At 74.4% G+C, this 23851-nt stretch carries 14 protein-coding genes; 10 read left to right on the top strand and 4 right to left on the bottom strand.

Annotation, left to right across the window (positions count from 1 at the left end; translation table 11 throughout):
- Positions 1-515: 515 nt before the first annotated feature.
- Both ACSU6Z_RS27990 and ACSU6Z_RS27995 read left to right on the top strand, forming a co-directional pair.
- Positions 516-2915, top strand: a complete 2400-nt coding sequence (locus ACSU6Z_RS27990) for an ATP-binding cassette domain-containing protein (RefSeq protein ID WP_437049820.1) — start codon at positions 516-518, stop codon at positions 2913-2915.
- 308 nt (positions 2916-3223) lie between these two features.
- Positions 3224-4225 (top strand): LacI family DNA-binding transcriptional regulator, encoded by a 1002-nt coding sequence (locus tag ACSU6Z_RS27995; RefSeq protein WP_437050517.1) that lies wholly within the window; start codon positions 3224-3226, stop codon positions 4223-4225.
- Between the two features lie 212 nt (positions 4226-4437).
- Here ACSU6Z_RS27995 and ACSU6Z_RS28000 read toward each other — a convergent pair whose 3' ends face one another.
- The 3 genes from ACSU6Z_RS28000 to ACSU6Z_RS28010 all read right to left on the bottom strand — a co-directional run bounded on the left by ACSU6Z_RS28000 (position 4438) and on the right by ACSU6Z_RS28010 (position 8215).
- Positions 4438-5805: an alpha/beta hydrolase family protein gene (locus ACSU6Z_RS28000; RefSeq protein ID WP_437049822.1), complete on the bottom strand. Its 1368-nt coding sequence runs from the start codon at positions 5803-5805 to the stop codon at positions 4438-4440.
- A complete protein-coding gene (locus ACSU6Z_RS28005; protein WP_437050519.1) occupies positions 5802-7100 on the bottom strand; it encodes an MFS transporter in 1299 nt (432 codons plus the stop codon). Before ACSU6Z_RS28005 ends, ACSU6Z_RS28000 begins: the two co-directional genes overlap by 4 nt.
- A 281-nt stretch (positions 7101-7381) precedes the next feature.
- Positions 7382-8215, bottom strand: coding sequence for a PaaX family transcriptional regulator (locus ACSU6Z_RS28010; protein ID WP_437049824.1), 834 nt, complete (start codon positions 8213-8215; stop codon positions 7382-7384).
- A 146-nt stretch (positions 8216-8361) separates the two neighbouring features.
- On the opposite strand from ACSU6Z_RS28010, the gene ACSU6Z_RS28015 reads away from it, so the two are divergent.
- The 4 genes from ACSU6Z_RS28015 (at position 8362) to ACSU6Z_RS28030 (ending at position 11657) form a co-directional block, all read left to right on the top strand.
- Positions 8362-8832, top strand: coding sequence for a hypothetical protein (locus ACSU6Z_RS28015; RefSeq protein ID WP_437049825.1), 471 nt, complete (start codon positions 8362-8364; stop codon positions 8830-8832).
- Entirely contained in the window at positions 8829-9998 is a 1170-nt protein-coding gene (locus ACSU6Z_RS28020) for a zinc-dependent alcohol dehydrogenase (RefSeq protein WP_437049826.1), read from the top strand. Before ACSU6Z_RS28015 ends, ACSU6Z_RS28020 begins: the two co-directional genes overlap by 4 nt.
- Positions 9999-10140: 142 nt before the next feature.
- A complete protein-coding gene (locus ACSU6Z_RS28025; RefSeq protein ID WP_437049828.1) occupies positions 10141-10998 on the top strand; it encodes an MBL fold metallo-hydrolase in 858 nt (285 codons plus the stop codon).
- A 308-nt stretch (positions 10999-11306) separates the two neighbouring features.
- Positions 11307-11657, top strand: a complete 351-nt coding sequence (locus ACSU6Z_RS28030) for a hypothetical protein (RefSeq protein WP_437049830.1) — start codon at positions 11307-11309, stop codon at positions 11655-11657.
- 49 nt (positions 11658-11706) lie between these two features.
- Here ACSU6Z_RS28030 and ACSU6Z_RS28035 read toward each other — a convergent pair whose 3' ends face one another.
- Entirely contained in the window at positions 11707-12597 is an 891-nt protein-coding gene (locus tag ACSU6Z_RS28035) for an SDR family oxidoreductase (RefSeq protein ID WP_437049832.1), read from the bottom strand.
- Between the two features lie 360 nt (positions 12598-12957).
- Here ACSU6Z_RS28035 and ACSU6Z_RS28040 point away from each other — a divergent pair, with 360 nt between their 5' ends.
- From ACSU6Z_RS28040 to ACSU6Z_RS28055, 4 genes are all read left to right on the top strand, one after another.
- Positions 12958-13332 carry a VOC family protein gene (locus ACSU6Z_RS28040; RefSeq protein WP_437049834.1) on the top strand — a complete coding sequence of 125 codons (375 nt, stop codon included), beginning with the start codon at positions 12958-12960 and terminating at the stop codon, positions 13330-13332.
- A 438-nt stretch (positions 13333-13770) separates the two neighbouring features.
- Positions 13771-14751, top strand: a complete 981-nt coding sequence (locus ACSU6Z_RS28045; protein WP_437049836.1) for a short-chain dehydrogenase/reductase — start codon at positions 13771-13773, stop codon at positions 14749-14751.
- A 356-nt stretch (positions 14752-15107) separates the two neighbouring features.
- Positions 15108-22475 carry an SDR family NAD(P)-dependent oxidoreductase gene (locus tag ACSU6Z_RS28050; protein WP_437049838.1) on the top strand — a complete coding sequence of 2456 codons (7368 nt, stop codon included), beginning with the start codon at positions 15108-15110 and terminating at the stop codon, positions 22473-22475.
- Positions 22472-23845 carry a hypothetical protein gene (locus ACSU6Z_RS28055; protein WP_437049840.1) on the top strand — a complete coding sequence of 458 codons (1374 nt, stop codon included), beginning with the start codon at positions 22472-22474 and terminating at the stop codon, positions 23843-23845. Before ACSU6Z_RS28050 ends, ACSU6Z_RS28055 begins: the two co-directional genes overlap by 4 nt.
- Positions 23846-23851 lie beyond the last annotated feature (6 nt).

The raw sequence follows: 23851 nt of genomic DNA on the forward strand, positions 1-23851 counted from the left end.
GCATCAGGGCGGCGGGCGCCTCAGGCGCCTGCTCGCCGCTGCTCGTCCCGCGGCCGTGCCTCACGCGGGAGGCCGAACACGTGGAGGACTTCGCGCCCGGGTCCGCGGCCGTCACGCACGGCGGCGCACAGGAGGGCCCGCGGTGCCCGGCCGCCGGCACCAGGGTCTTTCGTTCGGATCATGCCGGGCTCGCGGGGCCTGGTGCCGTGCCTCGCCGCGTTGTCGTCGGTTGCCATGGCTTTCGCCATGGCGCCCTCCTCCGCCTTGCGATGCACGGCACCAGGTCCCGCTCCCTGATCCGACCTGATCCAAACGAAAGACCCTAAGCCCCCTCCCGCGCCCGCGGACAGGCGGCGGACGGGCGGGAGTCGGGGGCGGGGTGGCGACGGCCGGCCGAATCGATCAGGAACGAAGAAGCACAACCAGTCACCGCCTCGTAGCGTCGAACCTACGTCCCGCGACCGGCAGGACGGCACCGACCGCGGGGACGAACCGCCCGGCAGATGGGGGAGACGATGAGCAAGGCCACGACCACGGACACACGGCCGCCCGCGCCGCACACCGCCGACAGCCACGACGTGATCCGCGTGCACGGCGCACGCGAGAACAACCTCAAGGACGTCGGTGTCGAGATTCCCAAGCGCCGGCTGACGGTGTTCACCGGTGTCTCCGGTTCCGGCAAGAGCTCGCTGGTGTTCGACACGATCGCCGCGGAGTCGCAGCGGCTGGTCAACGAGACCTACAGCGCCTTCGTGCAGGGTTTCATGCCGGCCCCGGCACGGCCCGAGGTCGACGTCCTCGACGGCCTGACGACCGTGATCGTCGTCGACCAGCAGCGGTTGGGCGCCGACCCCCGCTCCACCGTCGGCACCGTCACCGACGTCCACGCGATGCTGCGCATCCTCTTCAGCCGGCTCGGACAGCCGTACGCCGGCCCGCCGAGCGCCTTCGCCTTCAACGTCCCCTCGGTCCGGGCGAGCGGTGCGATCACGGTCGAACGCGGCGGCAGGAAGACCGAGAAGGCGACTTTCAGCCGCACCGGCGGCATGTGCACGCGCTGCGAGGGCCGGGGCACCGTCTCCGACATCGACCTCACCCGGCTCTACGACGACTCCAGGTCGATCGCCGGGGGAGCGTTCACCATCCCCGGCTGGAAGGCGGACAGTTTCTGGACCGTGCGGACCTACGCGGAGTCGGGCTTCCTCGACCCGCACAAGCCGATCCGCGAGTTCACCGAGAAGGAGATGCACGACTTCCTCCACCGGGAGCCGACCAAGGTCAAGGTCGAGGGCGTCAACCTCACCTACGAGGGGCTCATTCCCAAGATCCGGAAGTCGTTCCTGTCCAAGGACCGGGAGGCGATGCAGCCGCACATCCGGGAGTTCGTGGACCGGGCGGTCACCTTCACCACCTGTCCCGAGTGCGACGGCACCCGCCTCAGCGAGGCCGCCCGGTCCTCGAAGATCGAGGGCATCTCCATCGCCGACGCGTGCGCGATGGAGATACGCGATCTGGCCGCATGGGTCCGCGGCCTCGGCGAGCCCTCGGTGGCGCCGCTGCTCGCCAAACTCCGGCACACCCTCGACTCGTTCGAGGAGATCGGCCTCGGCTACCTCTCCCTCGACCGTCCCGCGGGCACCCTGTCGGGCGGCGAGGCGCAGCGCGTGAAGATGATCCGCCATCTCGGCTCCCCGCTCACCGACGTCACCTACGTCTTCGACGAGCCCACCGTCGGCCTGCACCCGCACGACATCCAGCGGATGAACGACCTGCTGCTGCGGCTGCGGGACAAGGGCAACACGGTGCTCGTCGTGGAGCACGAGCCCGAGGTCGTCGCCATCGCCGACCACGTCGTCGACCTCGGCCCCGGTGCCGGCACGGCGGGCGGCACCGTCTGCTTCGAGGGAACCGTCGAGGGGCTGCGCGCGAGCGGCACCGTCACCGGCCGCCATCTCGACGACCGGGCCGACCTCAAGAAGACGGTGCGCACGCCCACCGGCCGGCTTGCGATCCGCGGCGCGACGACGCACAACCTGCGGGGCGTCGACGTCGACATCCCGCTCGGCGTGCTCGTCGTCGTCACCGGAGTCGCCGGCTCCGGCAAGAGCTCGCTCATCCACGGGTCGATCCCGGCCGGTGAGGGCGTCGTCTCGGTCGACCAGACCCCGATCCGCGGCTCCAGACGCAGCAACCCGGCGACGTACACCGGCCTGCTGGACCCGATCCGCAAGGCGTTCGCCAAGGCCAACGGCGTCAAACCGGCGCTGTTCAGCGCCAACTCCGAGGGTGCCTGCCCCACCTGCAACGGCGCCGGAGTGGTCTACACCGACCTGGCGATGATGGCCGGTGTCGCCACCGTCTGCGAGGACTGCGACGGCAAACGCTTCCAGGCGCCCGTACTGGAGTACCGCCTCGGCGGACGCGACATCAGCGAGGTCCTCGCGATGCCGGTGACCGAGGCGGAGGAGTTCTTCGGCACCGGGGACGCGCGCACCCCGGCCGCGCACAGGATCCTCCGGCAGCTCGCCGACGTCGGGCTCGGCTACGTCTCCCTGGGCCAGCCCCTCACCACGCTGTCCGGCGGCGAGAGGCAGCGGCTGAAGCTGGCGGCCCACATGGCCGAGAAGGGCGGCGACCGGCTCGTCTGCGTACTCGACGAGCCGACCGCGGGCCTGCACCTCGCCGACGTCGAGCAGTTGCTCGGCCTGCTCGACCGGCTCGTCGACGCCGGCAGGTCGGTCATCGTCGTCGAGCACCACCAGGCGGTCATGGCCCACGCCGACTGGATCATCGACCTCGGCCCCGGTGCCGGTCACGACGGCGGCCGGATCGTCTTCGAGGGCACCCCCGCCGACCTCGTCGCCGCCCGCTCCACCCTCACCGGCGAGCACCTGGCGGCCTACGTCGGTGCCTGACCGGGGACCGCGCGCCACCGGCCCCCGGTCGGCACGTCGAAAGGCGCCGCGGCGGCTTCCTCCCGATCCGGAAGGCCCCGGGGGTGAACACGGGCGAACACGCAGGGATGCGGAGGGGTGATCGACGGACGAGGAGGGGACGAATGAGGGAGCGCGCCCCACTAGCGCGCTCTAGTGGCCAGTACGATGGCCTCGGCGCACAGGTCACGCCGATGCCTCGTCGCCGGGGGATTTCCGGGACCGCCGTAGGGTGAGCGCCGTCGAGAGGGGGATCACGCGTGGACGAACCGGGCAAGCAGCGGCCCACGATGGCGGACGTCGCCGAGAAGGCGGGCGTCTCGCGCGCCCTCGTCTCGATCGTCTTCCGCAACCAGCCCGGAGCGAGCCGGGAGACCCGGGAGCGGGTGCTGCGCGTCGCCGACGCCATCGGCTACCGCCCCGACAGCGCCGCCCGGCTGCTGGCCCGCGGCCGCAGCCGCACGCTCGGCGTGATGTTCACCGTCCACCAGACCTTCCACGCCGACCTCGTCGAGGGCATCTACCCGGCCGCGGAGCGGCTCGGCTACGACGTCCTGCTGTCGGCGACCGCTCCGGGACGTGACGAGGCCAAAGCGGTGGAGGCCCTGCTCGGCCACCGCTGCGAGGCGGTCGTCCTCCTCGGCAGCAGCGCGGAGCCGGCCGCACTGGAGGCGCTCGGACGGCGCACGGTCGCCGTCTCGGTCGGCCGCCGGGTGCCCCGCGTCCACATCGACAGCGTCCACACGGCCGAGGGCAAGGGCGTGCGGCAGGCCCTGCGGTACCTCGTGGAGCTCGGGCACCGCCGGATCGCGCACATCGACGGCGGCCGGGGTCCCGGCTCCGCCGAACGCCGCCGCGCCTACCGCGCCGCCATGCGCCGACACGGGCTGGAGGACGAGCAGCGGATCGTCCCCGGCGACCACACCGAGCGGTCCGGCATCGAAGCGGGCCGGACGCTCCTTGCGGAACGCGACCGGGGCCGCCCCCTGCCGACAGCGGTCCTGGCGGGCAACGACCGCAGCGCCATGGGTCTGCTGATGTCACTGGCGAAAGCGGGCGTCGAGGCGCCGCGCGACCTGTCCGTCATCGGCTACGACGACAGCCACCTCTCCCACCTGATGCCGGTCGGCCTGACCACCGTGCGCCAGGACGCCGTCCTGATGGCCGAGCACGCCGTGCGCTTCGCCGTCGAACGGCTGGAGGACGACCGGCTCCCGCCGAGGGAAGCGGTACTGGACCCGAAGCTGGTGGTGCGGGGGACCAGCGGGCCGCCCCCCGCGGAGGCGGCCTGAGCGCCGCCCGGCGCCACGGCCCGCCCACCGCGCGCAAGTTCGCCGTGCCCGAGGACACGGGCGCGCCGTCCCGCACGCTCTCGTGGTCGTCCCCGGCCGTCGGCCGCCGCCCCGCGCTCGCCCGGGCCGTCGCTCCGGACGCGTCGCGCTCCCGCTGACGGCGGGCGGGACGGGGGAGTCCCGCCCGTGCCCCGTTCGCCTCGGCCGGGCCCTCACGGCCGGGCGTCCCCCGGGTGGGCGAGGTCGTACGGCCGGGGATGGGCCGCGGGCCGGTACGCGGTGTAGCGGGTCTCGCCCGCCGGATCCGCCTGCCGGGCGCGGGAGTCGAGCGAGGCCGGCGAGACGTCCCAGCGGCCGGTGTCCAGCCGGTGTTCCAGGGCGTGCAGGGCACCGACCGTCTCGCCCGGGGTGAACGTGCAGTGGCCCGGGGCACGGACGTAGGCCCGGGCGAGCAGCGGCCCGGAGCCGGCCGCCGTGGCGGCCCGCCGGTAGGCGCTCTGGGCCGCCACCGGGATCAGCGCGTCCCCGGTGGTGTGGACGGAAAGCTGCGGGTCGGTGAGCCTGCCGGTGAGGACGCTGGTGTGCCGCATCCACCGTACGGCCGCGGGGTCGGCGGAGACACGGGGTGCGCGGTTGAGCGCCGTGAGGTCGGCGCTCAGGGAGAGGCCCGCCTCCTTGTAGAGCTCGGTCACCTCCTTGTACAGCGGCGACCTGCGGAGCAGGGCGGTGTAGTCGACGCCGGTGTTCCAGGACGGATTGCCGCCCGCCCGGCTCTCCGCCTCCTGCCGCCAGTCGAAGGCGGGCCGTTGCAGCAGTGCTCTGACGGCCGCGTACTGGCCCGCCTGCCGGCCGGCCCGGTCGCCGGGGGCGGGCTCGGGCCGGGCGGGGTCGTTGTGGCCGGGGATGTGGTGCAGGGCGGCGGCGAGCGCGATGCGGGCGCGGCCCCCGGGGGTCCGCTGGGCGGCGTCGGTCTCGGCGGTGAGCTCGCGCGCGGCGCTCCGTGCCGCCGCCCGGTCGGTGAAACCGGTCAGCGCGATGCCGGAGTCCGGGGCCAGCAGGGTCTTCAGCGCGAACGTGGCGTCCAGGGTGCTGTTCCAGTTGGCGATGCCGCCCTGGAGGAGCCCGCACAGGGACAGGGAACCGTCGAAGCGGCCGGCGTGCCGTTCGGCGAGCACCGTCGTGACGAACCCCCCGTAGGAGGTGCCCCAGGCGAGCGTCCGCCGGGCCGGGCCGAACCTGCCGGTGAACGCCTCCAGCGTCGCGAGCTGGTCGGGCACGGCCTCGGTGACGGCCCAGCCGGTCGTCGCGTAGGAGGACCCGATCAGCGCGTAGCCCTCCCGGAGCAGCTTGTCCCGTGTGGCCGTGTCCGGCGCGTTCCGGGCCGGGTTGGGCTCGCCGGCGGCGGTGTATCCGTGGCTGTAGAGCAGGACGGTGCCGTTCCAGGAGGCGGGTACGTCCATCACGTACCGGGCGCCGGAGGGGAGCCGGCCCTCCACGCGGGTGTCGGGCGCGGCGGCTTGCGCGGGGAGCGCGGTCGCGGCGCACAGCGACACGGTCAGCAGGGCGAGACGGACCTTCATCGCGGGGTTCCTTCCGGTGCGGGGCGGGCGGCGGGGACCGCGGAGGGGTCCAGGGCGTCGGTGCGGGTCTCGCGCAGCCGCCACACGGTGAGCGCGGTGACCGCCGCGCCCGCGCACAGCAGCAGGGAGACGGGTGTGCCGCTGCCGCCGGCGGCGGCGACGAGGCTGCCGGCGATCATGGGGGAGAACCCGGCGCCGATCAGGGTCGCGGCCTGGTAGCCGAGGGAGGCGCCGGTGTAGCGGACCCGGGTGCCGAACAGCTCGGTGAGCAGCGCGCCGAGCGGGCCGTACATCGTGGACTGTGCGACCCCGTGGCCGAGCGCGAGCGCGAGGATCAGCAGGCCGGGGGAGCCGGAGTCCACCAGGGCGAGCACCGGGAAGGCGAGCGCGGCGCAGGCGACGGCCCCGACGAGCACGACGGGGCGGCGGCCGACCCGGTCCGACAGCGCGGAGGCGGTGGGCAGCACCGCCAGCGCCACACAGGAGGCGACGGTGACGGCGGTGAGCACCTGCGGACGGCTGTAGCCCCGGTCGACGGCGTACGAGATCATGAAACCGGTCAGCAGCGACTGCGCCGTGAACGCGCCGATGCCCACGCAGGCGGCCAGCAGCACCGGTTTCGGCCGCCGCAGCACCTCCACGACCGGCGGCCTCGCCGCGGGCTCCCGCTTCACCCGGACGAACAGCGGGCTCTCGGCGATCTTCAGGCGCACGAACAGGCCGACGGCCAGCAGGACGACGCTGAGCAGGAACGGGACGCGCCAGCCCCAGGAGCGGAACTCCTCGTCGGGGAGCGTGGAGACGGCGGTGACCACTCCGGCGGAGAGGACCGAGCCGAGCGGGGCGCCCAGCTGGGTGAAGCCGGACCACAGGCCGCGCCGGGAGCCCTGGGTGCGTTCGGCGTGCTCGACGACCATCAGGGTCGCGCCGCCCCACTCGCCGCCGATGGCCACGCCCTGGACGACGCGCAGGGCGACGAGCAGCACCGGCGCCCACACGCCGATGACGTCGTAGGTCGGCAGCAGTCCGATGAGGAAGCTGCCGCAGCCCATCAGGACCATGGTCAGCAGCATCATCGACTTGCGGCCGATCCGGTCGCCGAAGTGGCCGAAGACGATGCCGCCCAGCGGGCGGGCCACGTAGCCGGCGGCGAAGGTGCCGAAGGCGGCGACGGTGCCGACCGCGGGATCGGCCTCGGGGAAGAACAGGTCGCCGAAGACGAGGGCGGCGACGGTGCCGTAGACGAGGAAGTCGTAGAACTCGACGGCGGTGCCGAGCAGTCCGGACAGGGTCACGCGGCGCAACTGCCGGATTTCCGGGGAGGGCGAGGGGGGACGGGCGGACGTAGGGGATGGCTGCACGGTGAGCTCCCTGTTGCCGTGGGGCGCCACCGGTGGGGACCGCACCGGTGCCACGGTGAAGTTAGGCATTGATCGACCTGCCGTCAATCATTTGCACAACATCGAGAGGGCGTGCGGCTCCGGCCGCTTGTGCGGCACACCCGAGTCCGCCGCGCGTGCCGGACGGGCGGGGCGGGGGAGGACCGGCCGGCCGTACGGCGGACTCCGCCGCAGTGCTACGCCGGATCGTCACGCACCGGCACCAGGTCGAGCAGCCGCCGCGCGGCGGCCTGCGCGAGCGGGGTCAGCCGCTCGTACGCCGCGCGGAACGTCTGCTCGGCCCGCTGCGCCGGCCAGTCGTCCGGCAGGTGCTCCACCGGAAGCCGGGGATCGCCGCGGATGATCCGCAGCCACTCGGCCTGCGCCCGCAACCGCAGGGGCAGCGCGTCGTCCGCGTCCTGGGGCGTCCGTGTCCGCCACGGCTGCCAGCGCCGTACGAACGCCTCGTAGCGGTCCGCCAGTTCGCCGAGCTCCCAGGTCTCCTCGATCATGGCGCCGATGTCCGTGCCGGCGTCGGCGTGCGCGCGGAACACCTTCACGTGGGCGGCCAGGCCCAGTTCGGCCACCAGTGCCGACACGTCGACCTCGCCGGGGGCGATCCACAGACCGTTGAACAACGGTCCGAAACCGCTCCAGGCCAACTGGGAGCGCAGGTCGTGGCGCTGGCGCTGCCAGGACTCCGGCAGGGAGAAGCCCAGCAGGGTCCAGGTGCCGTCCCAGTGGCGGTTGACGGCGCCGGTGTGCCAGATGCGCCGCTCACCGTCGCGCAGCACGGCCGCCGAGCGCTCGGTCAGCCCGAAGTACATCCGGCGGCCCTCGCGCTGACGGCGCAGCAGGCCGCGGTTGACCATGCGGGTGAGCGTCGAGCGGGTCGCCTGCTCGCCGATGCCCACGCGGGCGAAGACGTCGATGACGCTGCCGGAGTACACGCACACGTCGCGTCCGAGCACCTGGTCGCCCAGGAACGTCAGCATCAGGGATTGGGGGCGCAGCGCTCCTTCATCGGTCACGCGGCCACGGTACCGCCGGCGATCGGCGGCTCCGCCGACGTGGGCGGACCGGCCCCCGGCCGTCGTTTGGCTCCGCCGGTCGCGGAAACCCGGCGCGGGACGGTACGGGTACGCGCAAGATCACGCGCCGGAGTGGAGACGGTCGTATGAGGAAGACGGTGTGGGCGGTGCCGCTCGTCGGCGCGGCGGGCGTCGCGGTGGCGTGGAGGACCAGGTCCGGTTCCCGCCCTGGCGGACGGCCGGACGGCCGGTGGCTGACCGTGACGGTCAACCGGCCGGTCACGGAGGTGGGGCAGGAGGAGAAACCGCCCCCGCCGCTGGACCGGTTCGGGGACTCGGTGGAGGTACGCATCCGGCCGGCACCCGGCGACCGCGGCACGGAGCTGGCCGTGCGGCCGGCCGGGCCGGCGTCGGAGGACATGCCCTCCTCGGTGCCCGCACGGCTGGCCGGCAAGGACCCCCGCCAGGAACTCCGCCTCGCGCTGCGCGAGGCCAAGGCCCTCCTGGAGGCCGGGGAAGTACTGCGCCCCGACGCGCCGCCGACGACCCGGCCGACCCCGGCCGGCAAGCTGATCGGCCTGCTCGGCCGCCGTTCCGGTGGGGAGGGAGTGCTGTGAAGGCGCTGTGCTGGCAGGGCGTGAACAAGCTGTCCGTCGAGAACGTCCCCGACCCGGAGCTGCGCAACGACCAGGACATGATCGTGCGGCTCGTCGCGGGCACGACCTGCGGCTCCGACCTGCACCTCATCGGCGGGTACATCCCGGCGATGCGCGCCGGGGACGTGATCGGGCACGAGTTCGTCGGGGAGGTCGTGGAGACCGGCCCCGGCGTGCGCCGCCACCGGGTGGGCGACCGGGTCGTCGTCTGCTCGTTCGTGGGCTGCGGACGCTGCTGGTACTGCGCGAACGACCTGTGGTCCCTGTGCGACAACACCAACACCAACCCCGGCATCGGCCAGGCCCTGTTCGGCTACGAGTCGGCCGGCATCTTCGGCTACTCCCACGCCATGGGCGGCCTGCGCGGCAGCCACGCCGAGTACGTCCGCGTCCCCTTCGCCGACTACGGCGCCTTCCGCGTCCCCGACGGGATCGACGACGTCAGCGCCCTGTTCCTCTCCGACTCGGCGCCCACCGGATGGATGGGCGCCGACCTCGCCGGTGTGAAACCCGGCGACGTCGTCGCGGTCTGGGGCTGCGGCGCCGTGGGGCAGATGGCGGCCCGGGCGGCGAGCCTGCTCGGCGCGGAACGCGTCATCGCCATCGACCGCATCCCCGAGCGACTGGCCATGGCCGAGCGGTACGCGGGCTGCGAGACCATCGACTACACGGCCACGGACGTCGCCGCCGAGCTGCGCGAGCGCACCGGCGGACGCGGCCCGGACGTGTGCATCGAGGCCGTCGGCATGGAGGCCCACAGCGACGGCCCGATGTACCTGTACGACCAGGCCAAGCAGCAGCTGCGCCTGCAGACCGACCGTCCCACCGCCGTACGCCAGGCCATCCACGCCTGCCGCAAGGCCGGCACCGTCTTCATCCTGGGCGTCTTCGCCGGCCTCGTCGACAAGTTCCCGCTCGGCGCCGTGATCAACAAGGGGCTGACCGTGCGCGGGGCCCAGATGCACGGCCAGCGGTACATCCCCATGCTGCTGGAGCGACTGGCCGCCGGTGAACTGCGGACCGCCCACCTGGCCACCCACAGCGTCCCCCTCGACCAGGCGCCGAAGGCGTACGACCTGTTCAAGCACAAGATCGACGGCTGCGTCCGCGCCGTCATCCGCCCGTAGCGGTCGCCCGGCTGGCCGTCCGGCCCGTCGGGCAGCCGGGCCGGACGACCCGCCCAGCCCCGTGCGGGCGGGGGCGGAGTGACCCCGCCCGGCACGGGTACTCCGGGGCGCACGGGCACTCCGCCGTCCGGAGGAGAACACGATGGCACGGATCACGGAGCACGCCGACGACGGCGTGCTCGACATCCACTTCATCGGCAACGCGACCGTCCTCCTGCGTTACGGTCCGCTCACCCTGCTCACCGACCCCAACTTCCTGCACCGCGGGCAGTACGCCCACCTCGGATACGGCCTGCTGAGCCGGCGCCTGACCGAACCGGCCGTCGACGTGGACGAGCTCCCCCGCCTCGACGCAGTCGTACTGTCCCACCTGCACGGGGACCACTGGGACCGCCGGACCCGCCGGGGGCTGGACCGTACGGTGCCGATCCTGACCACGCCGCATGCCGCCCGCCGCCTCAAGGTCGTGCACGGCTTTCCCCGCACGGCGGGGCTGCGCACCTGGCAGGCGTTCACCCTCCGGCGCGGCGGGGTGCAGGTGAGGGCCACGGCCCTGCCGGGCCGGCACGCCGGCCACCGGCTGCTTCGCGGTCTGCTGCCGCCGGTGATGGGGAGCATGCTGGAGTTCGGTCCCGTCGCCGGGCCGGTGGCGCTGCGCCTGTACATCTCGGGCGACACCCTGGTGTACGACGGCCTGGACGAGATCGCCGACCGCTTTCCGGCCGCCGACCTCGCCGTCCTCCACCTGGGAGGCACCCGGCTGCCCGGAGGGTTCCTGGTCACCATGGACGGCGCGCAGGGAGCGGAGCTCGCGCGTCGCCTCGACCCCCGCCTGCTCCTGCCCGTGCACTACGGCGACTACACGGTGATGCGCTCGCCGCTGGAGGCGTTCCTGGCCGAGGCCGGCAAGATCGGGCTGGGCGACCGGATCGTCCACTGCCGCCACGGCCGGCGTGCCCGCCTGGCCGCAAGCCCCGGAGCGGTCCCGACGGTCCTGTGACCCCGGCCGCGCCGGGTGCACCCCTCCAGGGGCTGCGCGCCCCCTCGCCGACGGCTGCGCGCCCACGGCACGACGGACGGACCCGGCCCCGCGTGAGGCAGGAGGGCGGCCGCCATCGCTCCGGACGGGGGGACCAATCCCGGGCAGGGCCGTCCCGGCCGGCGGACGGCGGGCGAAGGACCCGGCGGGCGGCCGCCCGCCGCGCCGCCGCGGGCACCTCGCCCCGCCGGAGCCCGGTGCATGACACATCCATTCCGGGGCACGTTCACGGGGCACCCACCCCGCACGGCCTCGGAACGGAGACTGCGATGCTGTCACACACCATGGAGCACGGTGTTCTGGTCATCACGGTGGACAAGGATCCGGGAATCGACGGGCGGGCAGCGCTGTCCACCCGGATGACCCACCTGATCGAAGCGCACGTGCCCACCCCGGTCGTCGTCGACCTCGCCGACCCGGCCGCGAGCGACGCCACGGTCAGTGCCGTGCTCCGCGCCCACCAGCTCTGCGGCCGCCACGGCGTGTCGATGTCCGTCGTCACCCGGAGCGCTCCGCTGCGGCGTCTGCTGGAGGCCCGCGCGGACACGGCGTGCCCCCGCCTGGCCCTCCACACCCGGATGGACACGGCCGTCGCCGCCTGCTTCACCGCGGCGGCCTGAGGGACCGCGTCCCTCAGGCCGCCAGGGCGTGTCCGGGCCGTGTCCCGGATCAGGGCAGCGGCGTTCCGCCGGTCGCGTTGAGGATCTCCGCGGTGATGAAGCTCGCCTCCTGCGAGGCGAGGTAGACGTAGGCGGGGGCCAGCTCGGCCGGCTGGGCCGGGCGGCCCATCGGGCTCTGCTTGCCGAACTCCGCCGTGTCCGGCATCGTCGCGGGAATGAGCGGCGTCCACACCGGGCCCGGCGCGACCGCGTTCACGCGGATCCCGCGCTCGGCGACCATCTGGGCCAGACCCTGGGTGAAGGTGACGATCGCGCCCTTCGTCATCGCGTAGTCCAGCAGGTGCGGGCTCGGCTTGTACGCCTGGACCGACGTGGAGTTGATGACGCTGCCGCCCCGGGGCATGTGCGGCAGGGCGAACTTCGTCAGCCAGAACATGCCGTAGAGGTTGGTCCGCATCACCCGGTCGAACTGCTCGGTCGAGATCGCCTCGATGCCGTCCGGCTGCGACATCTGGTAGGCGGCGTTGTTCACCAGGACGTCGATGCGTCCGAACTCCGCGACGGCCCGCTCGATCAGCGCCCGGCAGTTGCCCTCCTCCCGGATGTCGCAGGAGACGGCCACGGCCTTGCGGCCCGCGTCCTCCACCAGACGCGCCGTCTCCCGCGCGTCGCTCTCCTCCTCGTCGAGGTGGGTGAACAGCACGTCGGCGCCCTCGCGCGCGAAGGCCAGGGCAACCGCGCGGCCGATGCCGGAGTCCCCGCCGGTGATGACGGCCTTGCGTCCCTCCAGCCGGCCGGAGCCCCGGTACGTCTCCTCACCGTGGTCGGGCGGCGGGTCCATCGGCCCCGTCCAGCCCGGGTGCGCCTGGTCCTGCTGGGGGAAGTCGGGGCGGGGATACCGGGTGGTGGGGTCCTGCCCGGAGTGCTGGTCGTCCGCCACGATGGCCTCCTGTCTGTCGGGTGAACCGGATGGACGACCGGGTTCCCTGATCACGCCGGACGAAAAGCCCGGTCCGCCGCGTCGAAGGCCGTTCGACCGGGGCATGGGGACATGAGGCCGCCGAAGCCCGAGCGGTTCCCCCGCCCCGCCCTCCCTTGTCGCGGCCGGTGGAACGAAGTAAGGTCACCCGACGTGAACACCGGACCGGCGCTACGCCACACACGGATCGGCTACCCGGTGGTGGGCTGATCGCGCGACGGGTGTGGAGTACACACCCCCTCAGTCCGGCACGCGGACCTCCCGGCGACTCGCGCACCGCGAGGCCGTTTTCCGCGTCGGACATCAATGAGGTCAACCGAAGTGGCAGCCACGTTCAACCACACCATCATCGCCGCCAAGGACCGCAACGAGTCGGCCAGGTTCTTCCGGGAGTTGCTGGAACTCCCGGAGGCGCCGTCCTGGGGCCCGTTCACCAACATCCAGCTCTCCGACGGCGTGCTGCTGCAGTTCGCCGAGCCGCCGGTCGAGATCCAGATGCAGCACTACGCGTTCCTGCTCGACGACGAGCTGTTCGACCGCGCGTACCAGCGGCTGTGCGATCGCGGCATCGAGCACTGGGCCGACCCGCAGATGCGGCGTCCGGGCGAGATCAACCACGGGCACGGCGGCCGGGGGGTGTACTTCAAAGACCCCGCCGGTCACGCGATCGAGCTGATCACCCGCCCGTACCTGTAACCGGGACAGGGCCTGGTCGGGCACCCGGAACGCGGCGCCCGGCCAGGCAACGGACGGACGGGATCCGCCGCCGCCCGCACCATCGTGTCCGGCAGCGTCGACGACCTGGAGGCAGCGGCCGCACGGGCGGCGCAGGCGCGCCAGGGCCCGCCCCCGGGCCGTTGAGCGGCCCCGGTGAGGAGCACTTCGCGAAGGCCGTGATTCCCGGGGGAAACCACGGGCGGTGGGGCCGGACGGCTTTGCCGTCAAGCCACCGGACCCCGCAGGCCGCCGACCACCTGTGCCGGATCGATCCCGAAACCCCGGCGGCGGTCCAAACGGCGATGGGACAGTGGGAACCGCCCTGCCGGTGCCCCGCGCCAGGCACCGGAACCCGCCCGCCCCGTGCCCGCGCAAGGCGGCACCAGCAGCTCAGGCTCACCAGCGAGGAAGTGGTCAGTGTCCCGTTACCCGCTCCCCGGCAAGACCGTGCTCATCACCGGCGCCGCCGGCGGCATCGGAGCAGCCTGTGCACGGGCGCTGCACGTCCGGGGCGCGAACGTGGCGCTGGCCGGTCGCACCGCCTCCTCGGTCGCCGCGCTCGCCCGCGAACTGGGCGGGCACAGAGCGCTGCCCTTGCGCGTGGACGTGACGGACCGGGTGGCGCTGGACGACGCGGTGGCCCGTACCGTGGATCGCTTCGGACGGCTCGACGTCGTCTTCGCCAACGCGGGCGCCGCTCCGGAGCGTCCCGCGACGGTCGCCACCGTCGACCCCGTGGAGTTCGAACGCGTCATCGAGGTGAACCTCCTGGGTGCGTGGCGCACCGTGCGAGCGGCACTGCCCCAGGTCATCGCCCATCGCGGTCACGTCCTGGTCAACGCTTCCGTCTACGCCTACGTCAACGGCACCGCGAACGCCGCCTACGCGGCCTCCAAAGCCGCGGTCGAGCAGATCACCCGTGCCCTGCGCGTGGAGCTGAGCCCCCACGGCGCCACCGCCGGTGTCCTCTACCCGGGGTGGGTGGACACCGGACTGGCCCGGCCGGCCTTCGGAGGGGACGAACTGGCGACCAGGATGCGCGAAGCCGGCTTTCCCCGTGTCCTGGCCGCCGCGATCGACGCGGAAGCCGTCGCCGGACGTGTGGTCCAAGGCATCGAGCGGCGCACCGCGAGCATCACGGTCCCCCGGCGCTGGCAGCCGGTCGGGATCCTGCGCGGCGTGGTCAACCCCCTCTGCGACCGCCTCCTGAGCCGCGACACCAGGCTCCGGCAACTCCTGCGGGCACTGGAGGGCGGAACGTCCGGCGCCGCCTTCCCGGGTGACGCACCGGCCCCTCGCGGGGGACCCGCACCGGCCGGGCCCCACGGGGCAGCCCCGCCGCCGGCGCCGAGGCGCGCCGGCCCTCCCGGCGAGCCGGCGCCCCCGGAAGCGGGCTGACCCCGAACACCGGCGCCCTGCCGTGTCCGCCGCGCCGGGCGGTGGACGACGGCGGACAGGGAGCCGCCCCGGCAGACGGCACGTCCGGCCGGGTGCGGCCGTCGAGTCGTACCGGAGCACCGGGCCGGACCCGCCCCACGCCGTCCCGCAGGCGGGTGGAGGGGGTGGCCGCGACCCGTACCGCACCGCAGCCATAGCGCATACGTCCCGATGTCGGGGCGAAATCACCTGAGAGCCACCCTAATGGGTGGTGGTATGGGCCATTCGAGTGAACGTGCTCCTCCTGATCCGCCGGGCGCTGGAGACTCCCAAGGGGTCTTCTTCCGACCTTCCGACAATTCACCGCGAGGAGCTCCATGGCCGAGCTGGACCAAGCCGTCGCCGTCGTCGGCACCGCTTGCCGACTGCCGGGCGGCATCAGCGACCTGGAGGGGCTCTGGACCGCTCTGGTCAAGGGAGAGGATCTGATCGGGGAGGTCCCGCCGGACCGGTTCGACCCGGCGGACTTCCTGGACGGCGGCCGGCGCCGGCCCGGACGGACCTACACCGTGGCCGGCGGCTTCCTGCCGGACGTCCGGGGCTTCGACTGCGAGTACTTCCGCGGCATCTCCCCCCGGGAGGCGCAGCACATGGACCCGCAGCAGAGGCTGCTGCTGGAGCTGGCGGTCGAGGCGCTGGACGACGCGGGCGTGGACCCGGCGCGCTGCGCGGGATCCGACGGCGCGGTCTTCGTCGGCTGCTCCGGCCACGACTTCAGCCGCCTGGCGCAGGCCAGGCCCGCCATGGGCGACGTGCACTCGATGTCGGGCCTGGCCCTGGCCAACACCGCCAACCGCGTCTCGCACCTGCTGGACTGGCACGGGGAGAGCTTCGCGCTCGACACCGCCTGCTCCTCGGCACTGACCGCGGTCCACCGGGCCTACGAGCACCTGTGCGCCGGCCGTGCCCGACTGGCCCTGGCGGGCGGCGTCAACATCCTGCTGGACCCCCGCGTGTTCGCCGGGTTCTCCAACGCGTCGATGCTGTCGCCCACGGGCCGGTGCCGGGCCTTCTCGGCGGACGCGGACGGCTACGTCCGCTCCGAGGGCGGCGGCCTGCTGCTGCTCAAGCGGCTGCCCGACGCCCTGGCCGACGGCGACCGGGTCCACGCGGTCATCCTCGGCAGCGGCGCCAACAACGACGGCCGCACCCCAGGCATCGCCCTGCCGAGCGGGAAGGCCCAGCAGAACCTCCTGACGACCACCTACGCGGCGGCGTCGGTCCACCCCGACCGCCTCGTCTACCTGGAGGCCCACGGAACCGGCACCGCGATCGGCGACCCCGTCGAATGCGAGGCCATCGGCCGCGCCCTCGGCTCCCGGCGCACCGTCGGCCCCCTGCCCATCGGCTCGGTGAAGACCAACCTGGGGCACCTGGAGCCGGCCTCCGGGGTGCCCGGCCTGCTGAAGGCCATCCTGGTGCTGCGGCACGGCCTGGTGCCGCCCACCCTGCACGCCGAGCCGCTGAACCCGCGCATCGGCTTCCCCGACCTCAACCTCACCCCCACCGTCCGGCCGCACCGTGTCGAGCTGTCCTCCGACGCGGTGGTCGGCGTCAACTCCTTCGGCTTCGGCGGCGCCAACGCGCACGTGCTGCTCGGCCCCGCCCCGTCCGCCCCCGCCCCCCGGGCGGCGGCCGGGGGCCCGCTGCCCGTCATGGTCACCGCCCGCGGCCAGGGCGCTCTCGCCGAGGCGTGCGGCAGGCTGGCCGAGAGACTGCGCACATCCGGCGCGAGCGACTTCTACGGCGTCGCCCACACCACGACGCGCCGCCGGGCCCGGCACGACCACCGCACCGTGGTGCTGGCCGACACCGCGCAGGAGGCGGCGTCCGCCCTGCTGGCGGCCGCCCGCGGGGAACGCCCGGCGCCGGGTTCGGCCACGGCCAGGGCGGTGGCGCACGGCCGGGTGGCGTTCGCCTTCTCCGGCAACGGCTCCCAGTGGCCCGGGATGGGGGCCGGGCTGCTGCGTACCGAGCCCGTCTTCCGGCAGGCCGTGGAGCGCGTCGCGGGCGTCCTCGACGAGCTGCTCGGATGGTCGGTCGTCGACGCCATGGCGGCGGGCGACGCGCGGCGGCTGCGCTCCACCGAGGTGGCGCAGCCGTTGCTGTTCGCCTATCAGCTCGGTGTGGCCGAGGTGCTGCGCGCACACGGGGTGCGGCCCGGGGCCGTCGTCGGGCACAGCGTCGGGGAGATCGCCGCGGCCTGCGTCGCCGGAGCGCTCGACCTGGCGTCCGCCGCCCGGGTGGTCGCCGCCCGGAGCAGGGCCCAGGAGGCCACGGCCGGCACGGGACGCATGGCGGCCGTCGGACTGTCCGAGGAGGAGCTGACGGCCGAACTCGCCCGCCACGAGGGTCGGCTGGAACTGGCCGGCGTCAACAGCGGGAACGACACCACGGTCGCCGGACGGGCCGCCGACGTGGCGCTCCTGGGCGAACACCTCCAGGAGCGCGGGGTGTTCGCGCGCGAACTGGATCTCGACTACGCCTTCCACAGCGCCGCCATGGACCCGATCCGGCACACCCTGCTCGCCGCGCTGGCGGACGTGCCGTCCACGAAGCCCGCGCTGCCGTTCGCCTCCACGGTGACCGGCGGCATCCTGGACGCCCTCCCGCTGGACGCCGCGTACTGGTGGCGCAACGTCCGCGAACCCGTGCGGTTCGCCCTGGCCGTCGAGGCGCTGGCCGCCGAGGGCTTCGACGTCTTCGTCGAGATCGGCCCGCACCCCGTCCTCGGCCCCTATCTGCGCCGGCTGACCCAGGACGCCTCCTCGCCCGCCGCGGTGGTGAGGACCGGCACCCGGCGGGCCGACGGCCCGGCAGCCCTCAGGACGACCGTCGCCCACCTGCTGGCCGCCGGCGCCGCGGTCGACACCGGCGCGCACTTCCCCCGGCCGGTACCGCCGGTGGAGCTGCCCGCCTACCCGTGGCAGCGCGAACGGCACTGGGACGCCGAGCCGAGCTGGTGGTCCGGCATCGCCAGCGACGGCGTGTCCCTGCACCCGCTGCTCGGCCAGCGCGCCGTCACGGCCGGACCCGCCTGGCACGGCGTGCTGAGCACGGTCCGCAGCCCCTGGCTGTCCGAGCACCGCGTCGGCCGGACCCCCGTCCTCCCAGCCACCGGATACCTGGAGGCCGCCCTCGCCGCCGGACACCGGATCCTGGACACGGCCGCACTGGAGGTCACCGACCTCTCCGTCACCAGCGCCTGCGTCCTGCCCGGCGAGGACAGCACCGACGACCTGCTGCTCCAGACCGGCCTGGAACCGCGGACCGGGACGGTGACCATCGCCGGCCGCACCGGAGCGGACGGCCCCTGGCAGCACCACGCGCAAGGACGCGTACGCCGCCTGCTGCGGCCGGAGCCCGCCCCCCTCGACCTGGCCGCGCTGCGCGCCCGCCTCCGCCCCGACCCCGTGCCCGCCGCCGCGCACTACCAGGCCCTGGTCGCCAGCGGCATCACCCACGGTCCCGCCTTCCAGGTCCTCACCGAGTTCCGGCTCGGAGAGGGGGAACTGCTCGCCTCCTACCGCACCGGGCAGAGCATGGACGGCTACCTCGCCCACCCGGTGGTGACCGACGGCGCCCTCCAGGCCGGAGCCCCGCTCCTGGCCGAGCTGACCGACCGGGCCCTCTTCCTGCCCGCCCATCTGACGGCCGTACGCCGGTGGCACCCGCCGGCCGCCGAGGGCCACCTGCACCTGCGACTGGTCCGCGCCGGCGGCCGGGAAGCCGTCTGGGACGTGTCGCTGACGGACCGGGACGGCCGGGTCTGCATGGAGCTGGAGGGCTGCCGGCTGCGCCGCTTCGACCAGCACGGCGACACCGCCGTCGCGGTGCGCGAACTCGTGCTCCGGGCGGCCCCGCGCGAGGACACCGCACCGGTGCGGCTGCCCGCCCCCGCCGAGCTGATGGCGCAGACGGCCCCCGCCCGGGCCCGCCTGCGCGAGCGCATCGACGACCGCTACGAGCAGGTGACCGCCCGCACCGGGGAGATCGCGGCGCTCTTCGCCCGGCGCGCCGTCGAGACGCTCCTGCCGGACAGGGCCGACTTCGGACTCGACGACCTGTGCGCGGCCGGCGCGCTGCCGAAGTACCGGCCCTACCTCCGCCGGCTGGCCGCGACCATGTGCGCGCACGGCCTCGCCGAGCGGACTGCCCCCCATCACTGGCGGCTCACCGGACGGGCGACCGCCACGGACCCGCTGGAACGCATCCGCCCCCTCCTGGCCGACCTGCCCGACGCGCTGACCCTGACCCTGCCCGGCCTGCGCTGCGGGCTGCGGCTCGCCCGGCTGCTGCGGGGGGAGGACGATCCCCGCGAGGTCCTCTTCGGCGACGCCGACCAGCACCTCCTCACCCAGCTCTACGGCAACGCCCCCCACCTGCGCCTGCACAACGCCTACGCCGGGAAGCTGCTGGAGGCCGTGGCCGGGCACTGGCCCGCCGACCGGCCGCTGCGCGTCCTGGAAGTCGGCGCCGGCACCGGCGGAATGACCGGCGCGCTGCTGCCCGTACTGCCCCCCGAACGCACCCGCTACCTGTTCACCGACCGCTCGGCCGGCTTCCTGGCGAAGGCGAAATCCCGCTTCGCCGCGTACGACTTCGTCGAGTACACCACCTTCGACTTCGACCGCGACCCCGCCGAACAGGACCTGCCCGCCGGCCGGTTCGACCTGGTGATCGCCGCCAACGCGCTGCACACCGCCAAGGACCTGACCGCCGCCGCCGGCCGGCTCGCCGGGCTCCTCGCCGACGGCGGCATGCTGCTCGCGCTGGAGAGCCACGACAGCGACTGGGTGTCCACCTTCTTCGGTGTGCTGGACGACTACTGGGACTACACGGACACCCACCTGCGGCAGGACTCCCCCCTCCTGACCCGCGGGCAGTGGAAGGACCTGCTCGCCGCGTGCGGATTCGACGCCGTGGCCTGCACCGGCGAGGCACCGGACGCGGAGCGCGCGAGCGACTCGGTGATCCTCGCCCGGCGCGCGGCCGCCCCCGCCTGCCCGCCGCCCGCCCCCGCCCCGGCACCGGAGCCGGCCGGCCGGTGGCTGGTGGCGGCGACCGCCCCGGGCGCACTGCCGGGCCGGCTCGCCGAGGCGCTCGGCACCCGGCCCCTGCCGCTTGACGGCCCCGACCGGTTCGCGGCGGTGCCCCGCGAACCGGACACCCCCGTGCACCTGGCCCTGCTGCTGGAGGAGACCGGTCCGGCGGCCGACCCGGCCGCCGCCATCACCCGCGCCGCCTGCCACGTCCGGGACGCGGCGGCCGCCCTCGACGAGCGCCGGGAAGCCGCCCTGTGGCTGGTCCTGCCCCCGACCGGACTGCTCCCGTCCCCGGAACGCCCCCGGAGCCCCGAGGCCGCCGCCCTGTGGGCACTGGGCCGCACCGTCGCCAGCGAGTACCCCGCCCTCGAGGTGCGGATGATCTCGCTGGAACGCTCGGACGACCCCGGCCGGGACGCGGCCCGGCTCCTCGCGGAGCTGCACGACCCGGGGCCCGAACGGGAGATCGTCCTGACCGGCGCGGGCCGTTTCGTCCCCCGGTTCACCACGGCCGCGCCGCCGGTCCGCCGACAGGCCGACGGATACCGGCTGAGCCTGCGCGACCCCGGCATGGCCCACCGGCTGGTGTGGGAACCGCAGGACCTCCCCGCCCCCGCCGCCGGCGAGGTGCTGGTGGCCGTACGGGCCGCCGCCCTGAACTACCGCGACGTCATGCTCGCCACCGGACTCATCCCGGACGACCAGCCGGTACCCGGCCTCCAGGGCCCCGCCCTGGGACTGGAGGGCGCCGGCGAGGTGGTCGCCGTGGGAGCGGGAGTGACCGCCCTCGCCCCCGGGGACCGCGTCTTCGGCAGCGGGGTCGGCTGGTTCGCCTCCCACGTCGTCCTGAGGGCCGAGCAGGTGGGCCGGATCCCGGAGGGGATGTCCTTCGCCGAGGCGGCCACCCTGCCCGCGGTCTTCCTCACCGTCCAGTACGGGCTGGAGCGCCTGGCCCGCCTGCGCCCCGGCGAGCGGGTGCTGGTCCACGGAGCGGCCGGGGGAGTGGGCCTGGCCGCCCTCCAGTACGCCTGGTCCGTGGGCGCCGAGGTCGTCGCGACCGCGGGTACGCCGGCCAAACGCGACCTGCTGCGGATGCTCGGTGTCCGGCACGTCCTGAACTCGCGGGACCTGCGCTTCGCCGAGGACGTCCGCGCGCTGACCGACGGCCGCGGTGTCGACGTGGTGCTGAACTCGCTCGCGGGCGAGGCCATCGCGCGCGGCCTGGAGTGCCTGAGCCCCGGCGGCCGGTTCGTCGAACTCGGCAAGCGGGACCTCTACGCCAACACACCCCTCCTCCTCGGGCCCTTCCGGCGCAACATCGCCTACTTCGGCGTCGACGTGGCGACCCTGCCCGAGCAGTTGCCGCAGACCGCGGCCGAGGAGTTCACCGAACTGTGCCGCCGTGTCACCGAGGGCCGCTACCGGCCGCTGCCCCACCAGGTCCACTCCGCCGACACCCTCCCCGAGGCGTTCCGCTCCCTGCGCCACTCCCGGCACCTGGGGAAGATCGTCATCGAACTGGGCGAGCCGGTCCCGGTGGAACAGCCGACGCGGACGGCGGCCCTGGACCCGACCGCCGGCTACCTGGTCACCGGAGGGCTGAGCGGACTCGGGGCGGCGCTGGCGGAGCGTCTGGCGCACCGGGGAGCCCGGCACCTGATCCTGGTCGGGCGGCGCGGCGCGGACTCCCCGGAGGCACCGGCGCTGCTGGAGCGGCTCACGCGGGCCGGAGCGGAGGTGACGGCACTCGCCGCCGACGCGGCCGACCGCGAGGCGATGCGGCGGGCGCTCGCCGACGCGGACGAGGCGGGGCACCCGGTGCGGGGCGTCCTGCACGCGGCGATGGTCCTGGACGACGCCCCGCTCGCCCAGCTGACGGCCGAACGCCTCGACGCCGTCCTGCACCCCAAGGTGCGCGGCGCCGCCGTACTGTCCGACCTCACCGCCGACCGCGAGCTGGACTTCTTCCACGTGTTCTCCTCGGTGGCCGCCCTCGGCGGCAACAGGCTCCAGGGCGCCTACGTCGCCGCCAACGCCTACCTGGAGGCCCTGGTCCGGCAGCGCCGCGCCCGCGGCCTGCCGGGCACCGCGCAGGCCCTGGGCGGCGTCGCCGAGACCGGCTTCGTCGTCCGGACCGGCTTCGAACAGACGCTGCACCGCATGGGGTTCGGCTCCGTCACGCCCGCGGAGATCTGGGAGGCCTTCGAGCGGCAGATCGGTCACGGGCCCGATGTCGGGGTGTTCGGCCGGGTGGACTGGGAGACGATGGGGCAACTGCTCGCCGGGCTGAACCGGCCCGCCTTCGCCGCGTGCCGGCAGGCCGCCGGCCGCGCGGGGGTGAGCCGGGCCGAGGCGCTGCGCGCCCGGCTCGCCGCGCTCCCCGACGACGAGGCCGCGAAGGCGGTCGCCGACGAACTGGCGGCCCTGGTGGCCGAGGTCGCGCAGACCACCCCCGAGCGCGTCGACCGCACCTGCAAGCTGGACCAGCTGGGACTCGACTCGCTCATGGTCGTCGAACTCTCCGTCGCCGTGGACCGCGCCCTGGGCTGCAACATCCCCGCCCTGGAACTGATGGCGGCGAGCTGCCTGGACGACCTGGCCCGCCGTGTCCTGCCGCTGGTGGCGGGAGGCACCCGATGACCGGCGTGCCGGAGCGACCGGCGGTCGAACTCGACGAACTGCCCTGGTGGCGGCCGCTGGTGGTGCAGGTCGCCGGGCGGCCCCACCCGGACGACACCGCGCTGGGCGTCTTCGTCCGCCGGCTCACCGCGGCCTTCGAGGAGCAGGGCCACACCGTCGTGGAGTCGTCGCACGGCGACGTCGACCTGCTGCTGATCGTCACCCACATCCCGGCCGGCCCGCGGCCCCTGCCCGACCGGGTACCCGAGGAGAGCCCTCCGCTGAGCGCCCGGATCTGCGGCGAGCTGGGGCTGCGGGTGGGCTCCCGCCGTACGGTGGTGATCGCCCAGGTCCCCGAGCGCCTCGCCGGTCTGCCGCACACCGAGGCGGTCGAGACCGGACGGACCGTCATGGCGCGGACCGCCGCCCCCCGCGTGGTCCTGGTCGGCGGCGACGGGCGGGAGGCCACCCTGTTCACCCTGGAAGGCGGCCACCCCACGGAGACCGGGCAGCTCGCCGACCGGATCCGGGACCGGCTGGTCACCGCCGGCTGCGCCCAGGACGTCGGCGACCGCTACGACGTGGTCCCCGACGCCCTGCCCGCCACCGCCTGGGCCGCCTGCGCGGCACCGGGGCACCTGGCGGCGGCCGGGCGGCGGATGGGCCGGCTCGGCCTGCTCCCCGAACCGGTCCGCATCGACCGCTACGTCTCGGAGGGCCTCGCCTGCCTGTACCGCGAGTACCTCGGCTGGAAACGGCTCAGCGAGGGCATGCTGTTCCTCTACGACCCCGGCCTCGACGCCGTCGTGGTCACCGCCTCCGGAAGCTGGGACGTCGACAAGCGGGACCTGCGCGAGGACGAGGTCACCGTGCTCCACCCCCGAAGCCGCGGCGACCGCCTGCGGGTCCTCGCCCCGCAGGGCCTCGCCCCCAAGGGCCCGTCGGTGGAGGCGTGGGAGGTGTGCGCCCTGCTCTCCTCCGTGCCCACGGTCCGGCTCGGGCGGTCGGCGGGCGGGCGGTGGGTCGTGGACCCCGACGGCGAGCGCACGGCCCCCCTCGTCCGCGGGGGCGTGCACGCCCATGTGGGAGTCGGCCACGCCGACGCCGCGGTGATCGAGTCGCTACCGCCCAACCGCGAGCTGTACCCCTACGGCTTCGGCTGCGGCACCGACCTGATGGCCGACGTGGCCGCCGACACCGTCGCCCGCTCGCGCGCCGTCAACGACCCCGCGGACCGGCGGCTGTACGTCCGCTGGCCGATGCTCTACCACGGCGAGATGGCGGTGGAACTGTGGAAACCCGGCCTCCCCGAACAGCCCCTGCAAGGACTGCTGGACGCCTACGCCCGGTCCGTCCGCTACACCCCCGACCACGTCGACCAACCGCTGTGACACCGC

Origin of the sequence: Streptomyces sp. enrichment culture (assembly GCF_964273145.1) — a bacterium.
Lineage (GTDB): Bacteria > Actinomycetota > Actinomycetes > Streptomycetales > Streptomycetaceae > Streptomyces.

Coding starts and splice junctions, on each gene's coding strand:
- ACSU6Z_RS27990 (WP_437049820.1), top strand. CDS start 516: ATGAGCAAGGCCACGACCACGGACACACGGCCGCCCGCGCCGCACACC.
- ACSU6Z_RS27995 (WP_437050517.1), top strand. CDS start 3,224: ATGGCGGACGTCGCCGAGAAGGCGGGCGTCTCGCGCGCCCTCGTCTCG.
- ACSU6Z_RS28000 (WP_437049822.1), bottom strand. CDS start 5,805: ATGAAGGTCCGTCTCGCCCTGCTGACCGTGTCGCTGTGCGCCGCGACC.
- ACSU6Z_RS28015 (WP_437049825.1), top strand. CDS start 8,362: ATGAGGAAGACGGTGTGGGCGGTGCCGCTCGTCGGCGCGGCGGGCGTC.
- ACSU6Z_RS28025 (WP_437049828.1), top strand. CDS start 10,141: ATGGCACGGATCACGGAGCACGCCGACGACGGCGTGCTCGACATCCAC.
- ACSU6Z_RS28030 (WP_437049830.1), top strand. CDS start 11,307: ATGCTGTCACACACCATGGAGCACGGTGTTCTGGTCATCACGGTGGAC.
- ACSU6Z_RS28050 (WP_437049838.1), top strand. CDS start 15,108: ATGGCCGAGCTGGACCAAGCCGTCGCCGTCGTCGGCACCGCTTGCCGA.
- ACSU6Z_RS28055 (WP_437049840.1), top strand. CDS start 22,472: ATGACCGGCGTGCCGGAGCGACCGGCGGTCGAACTCGACGAACTGCCC.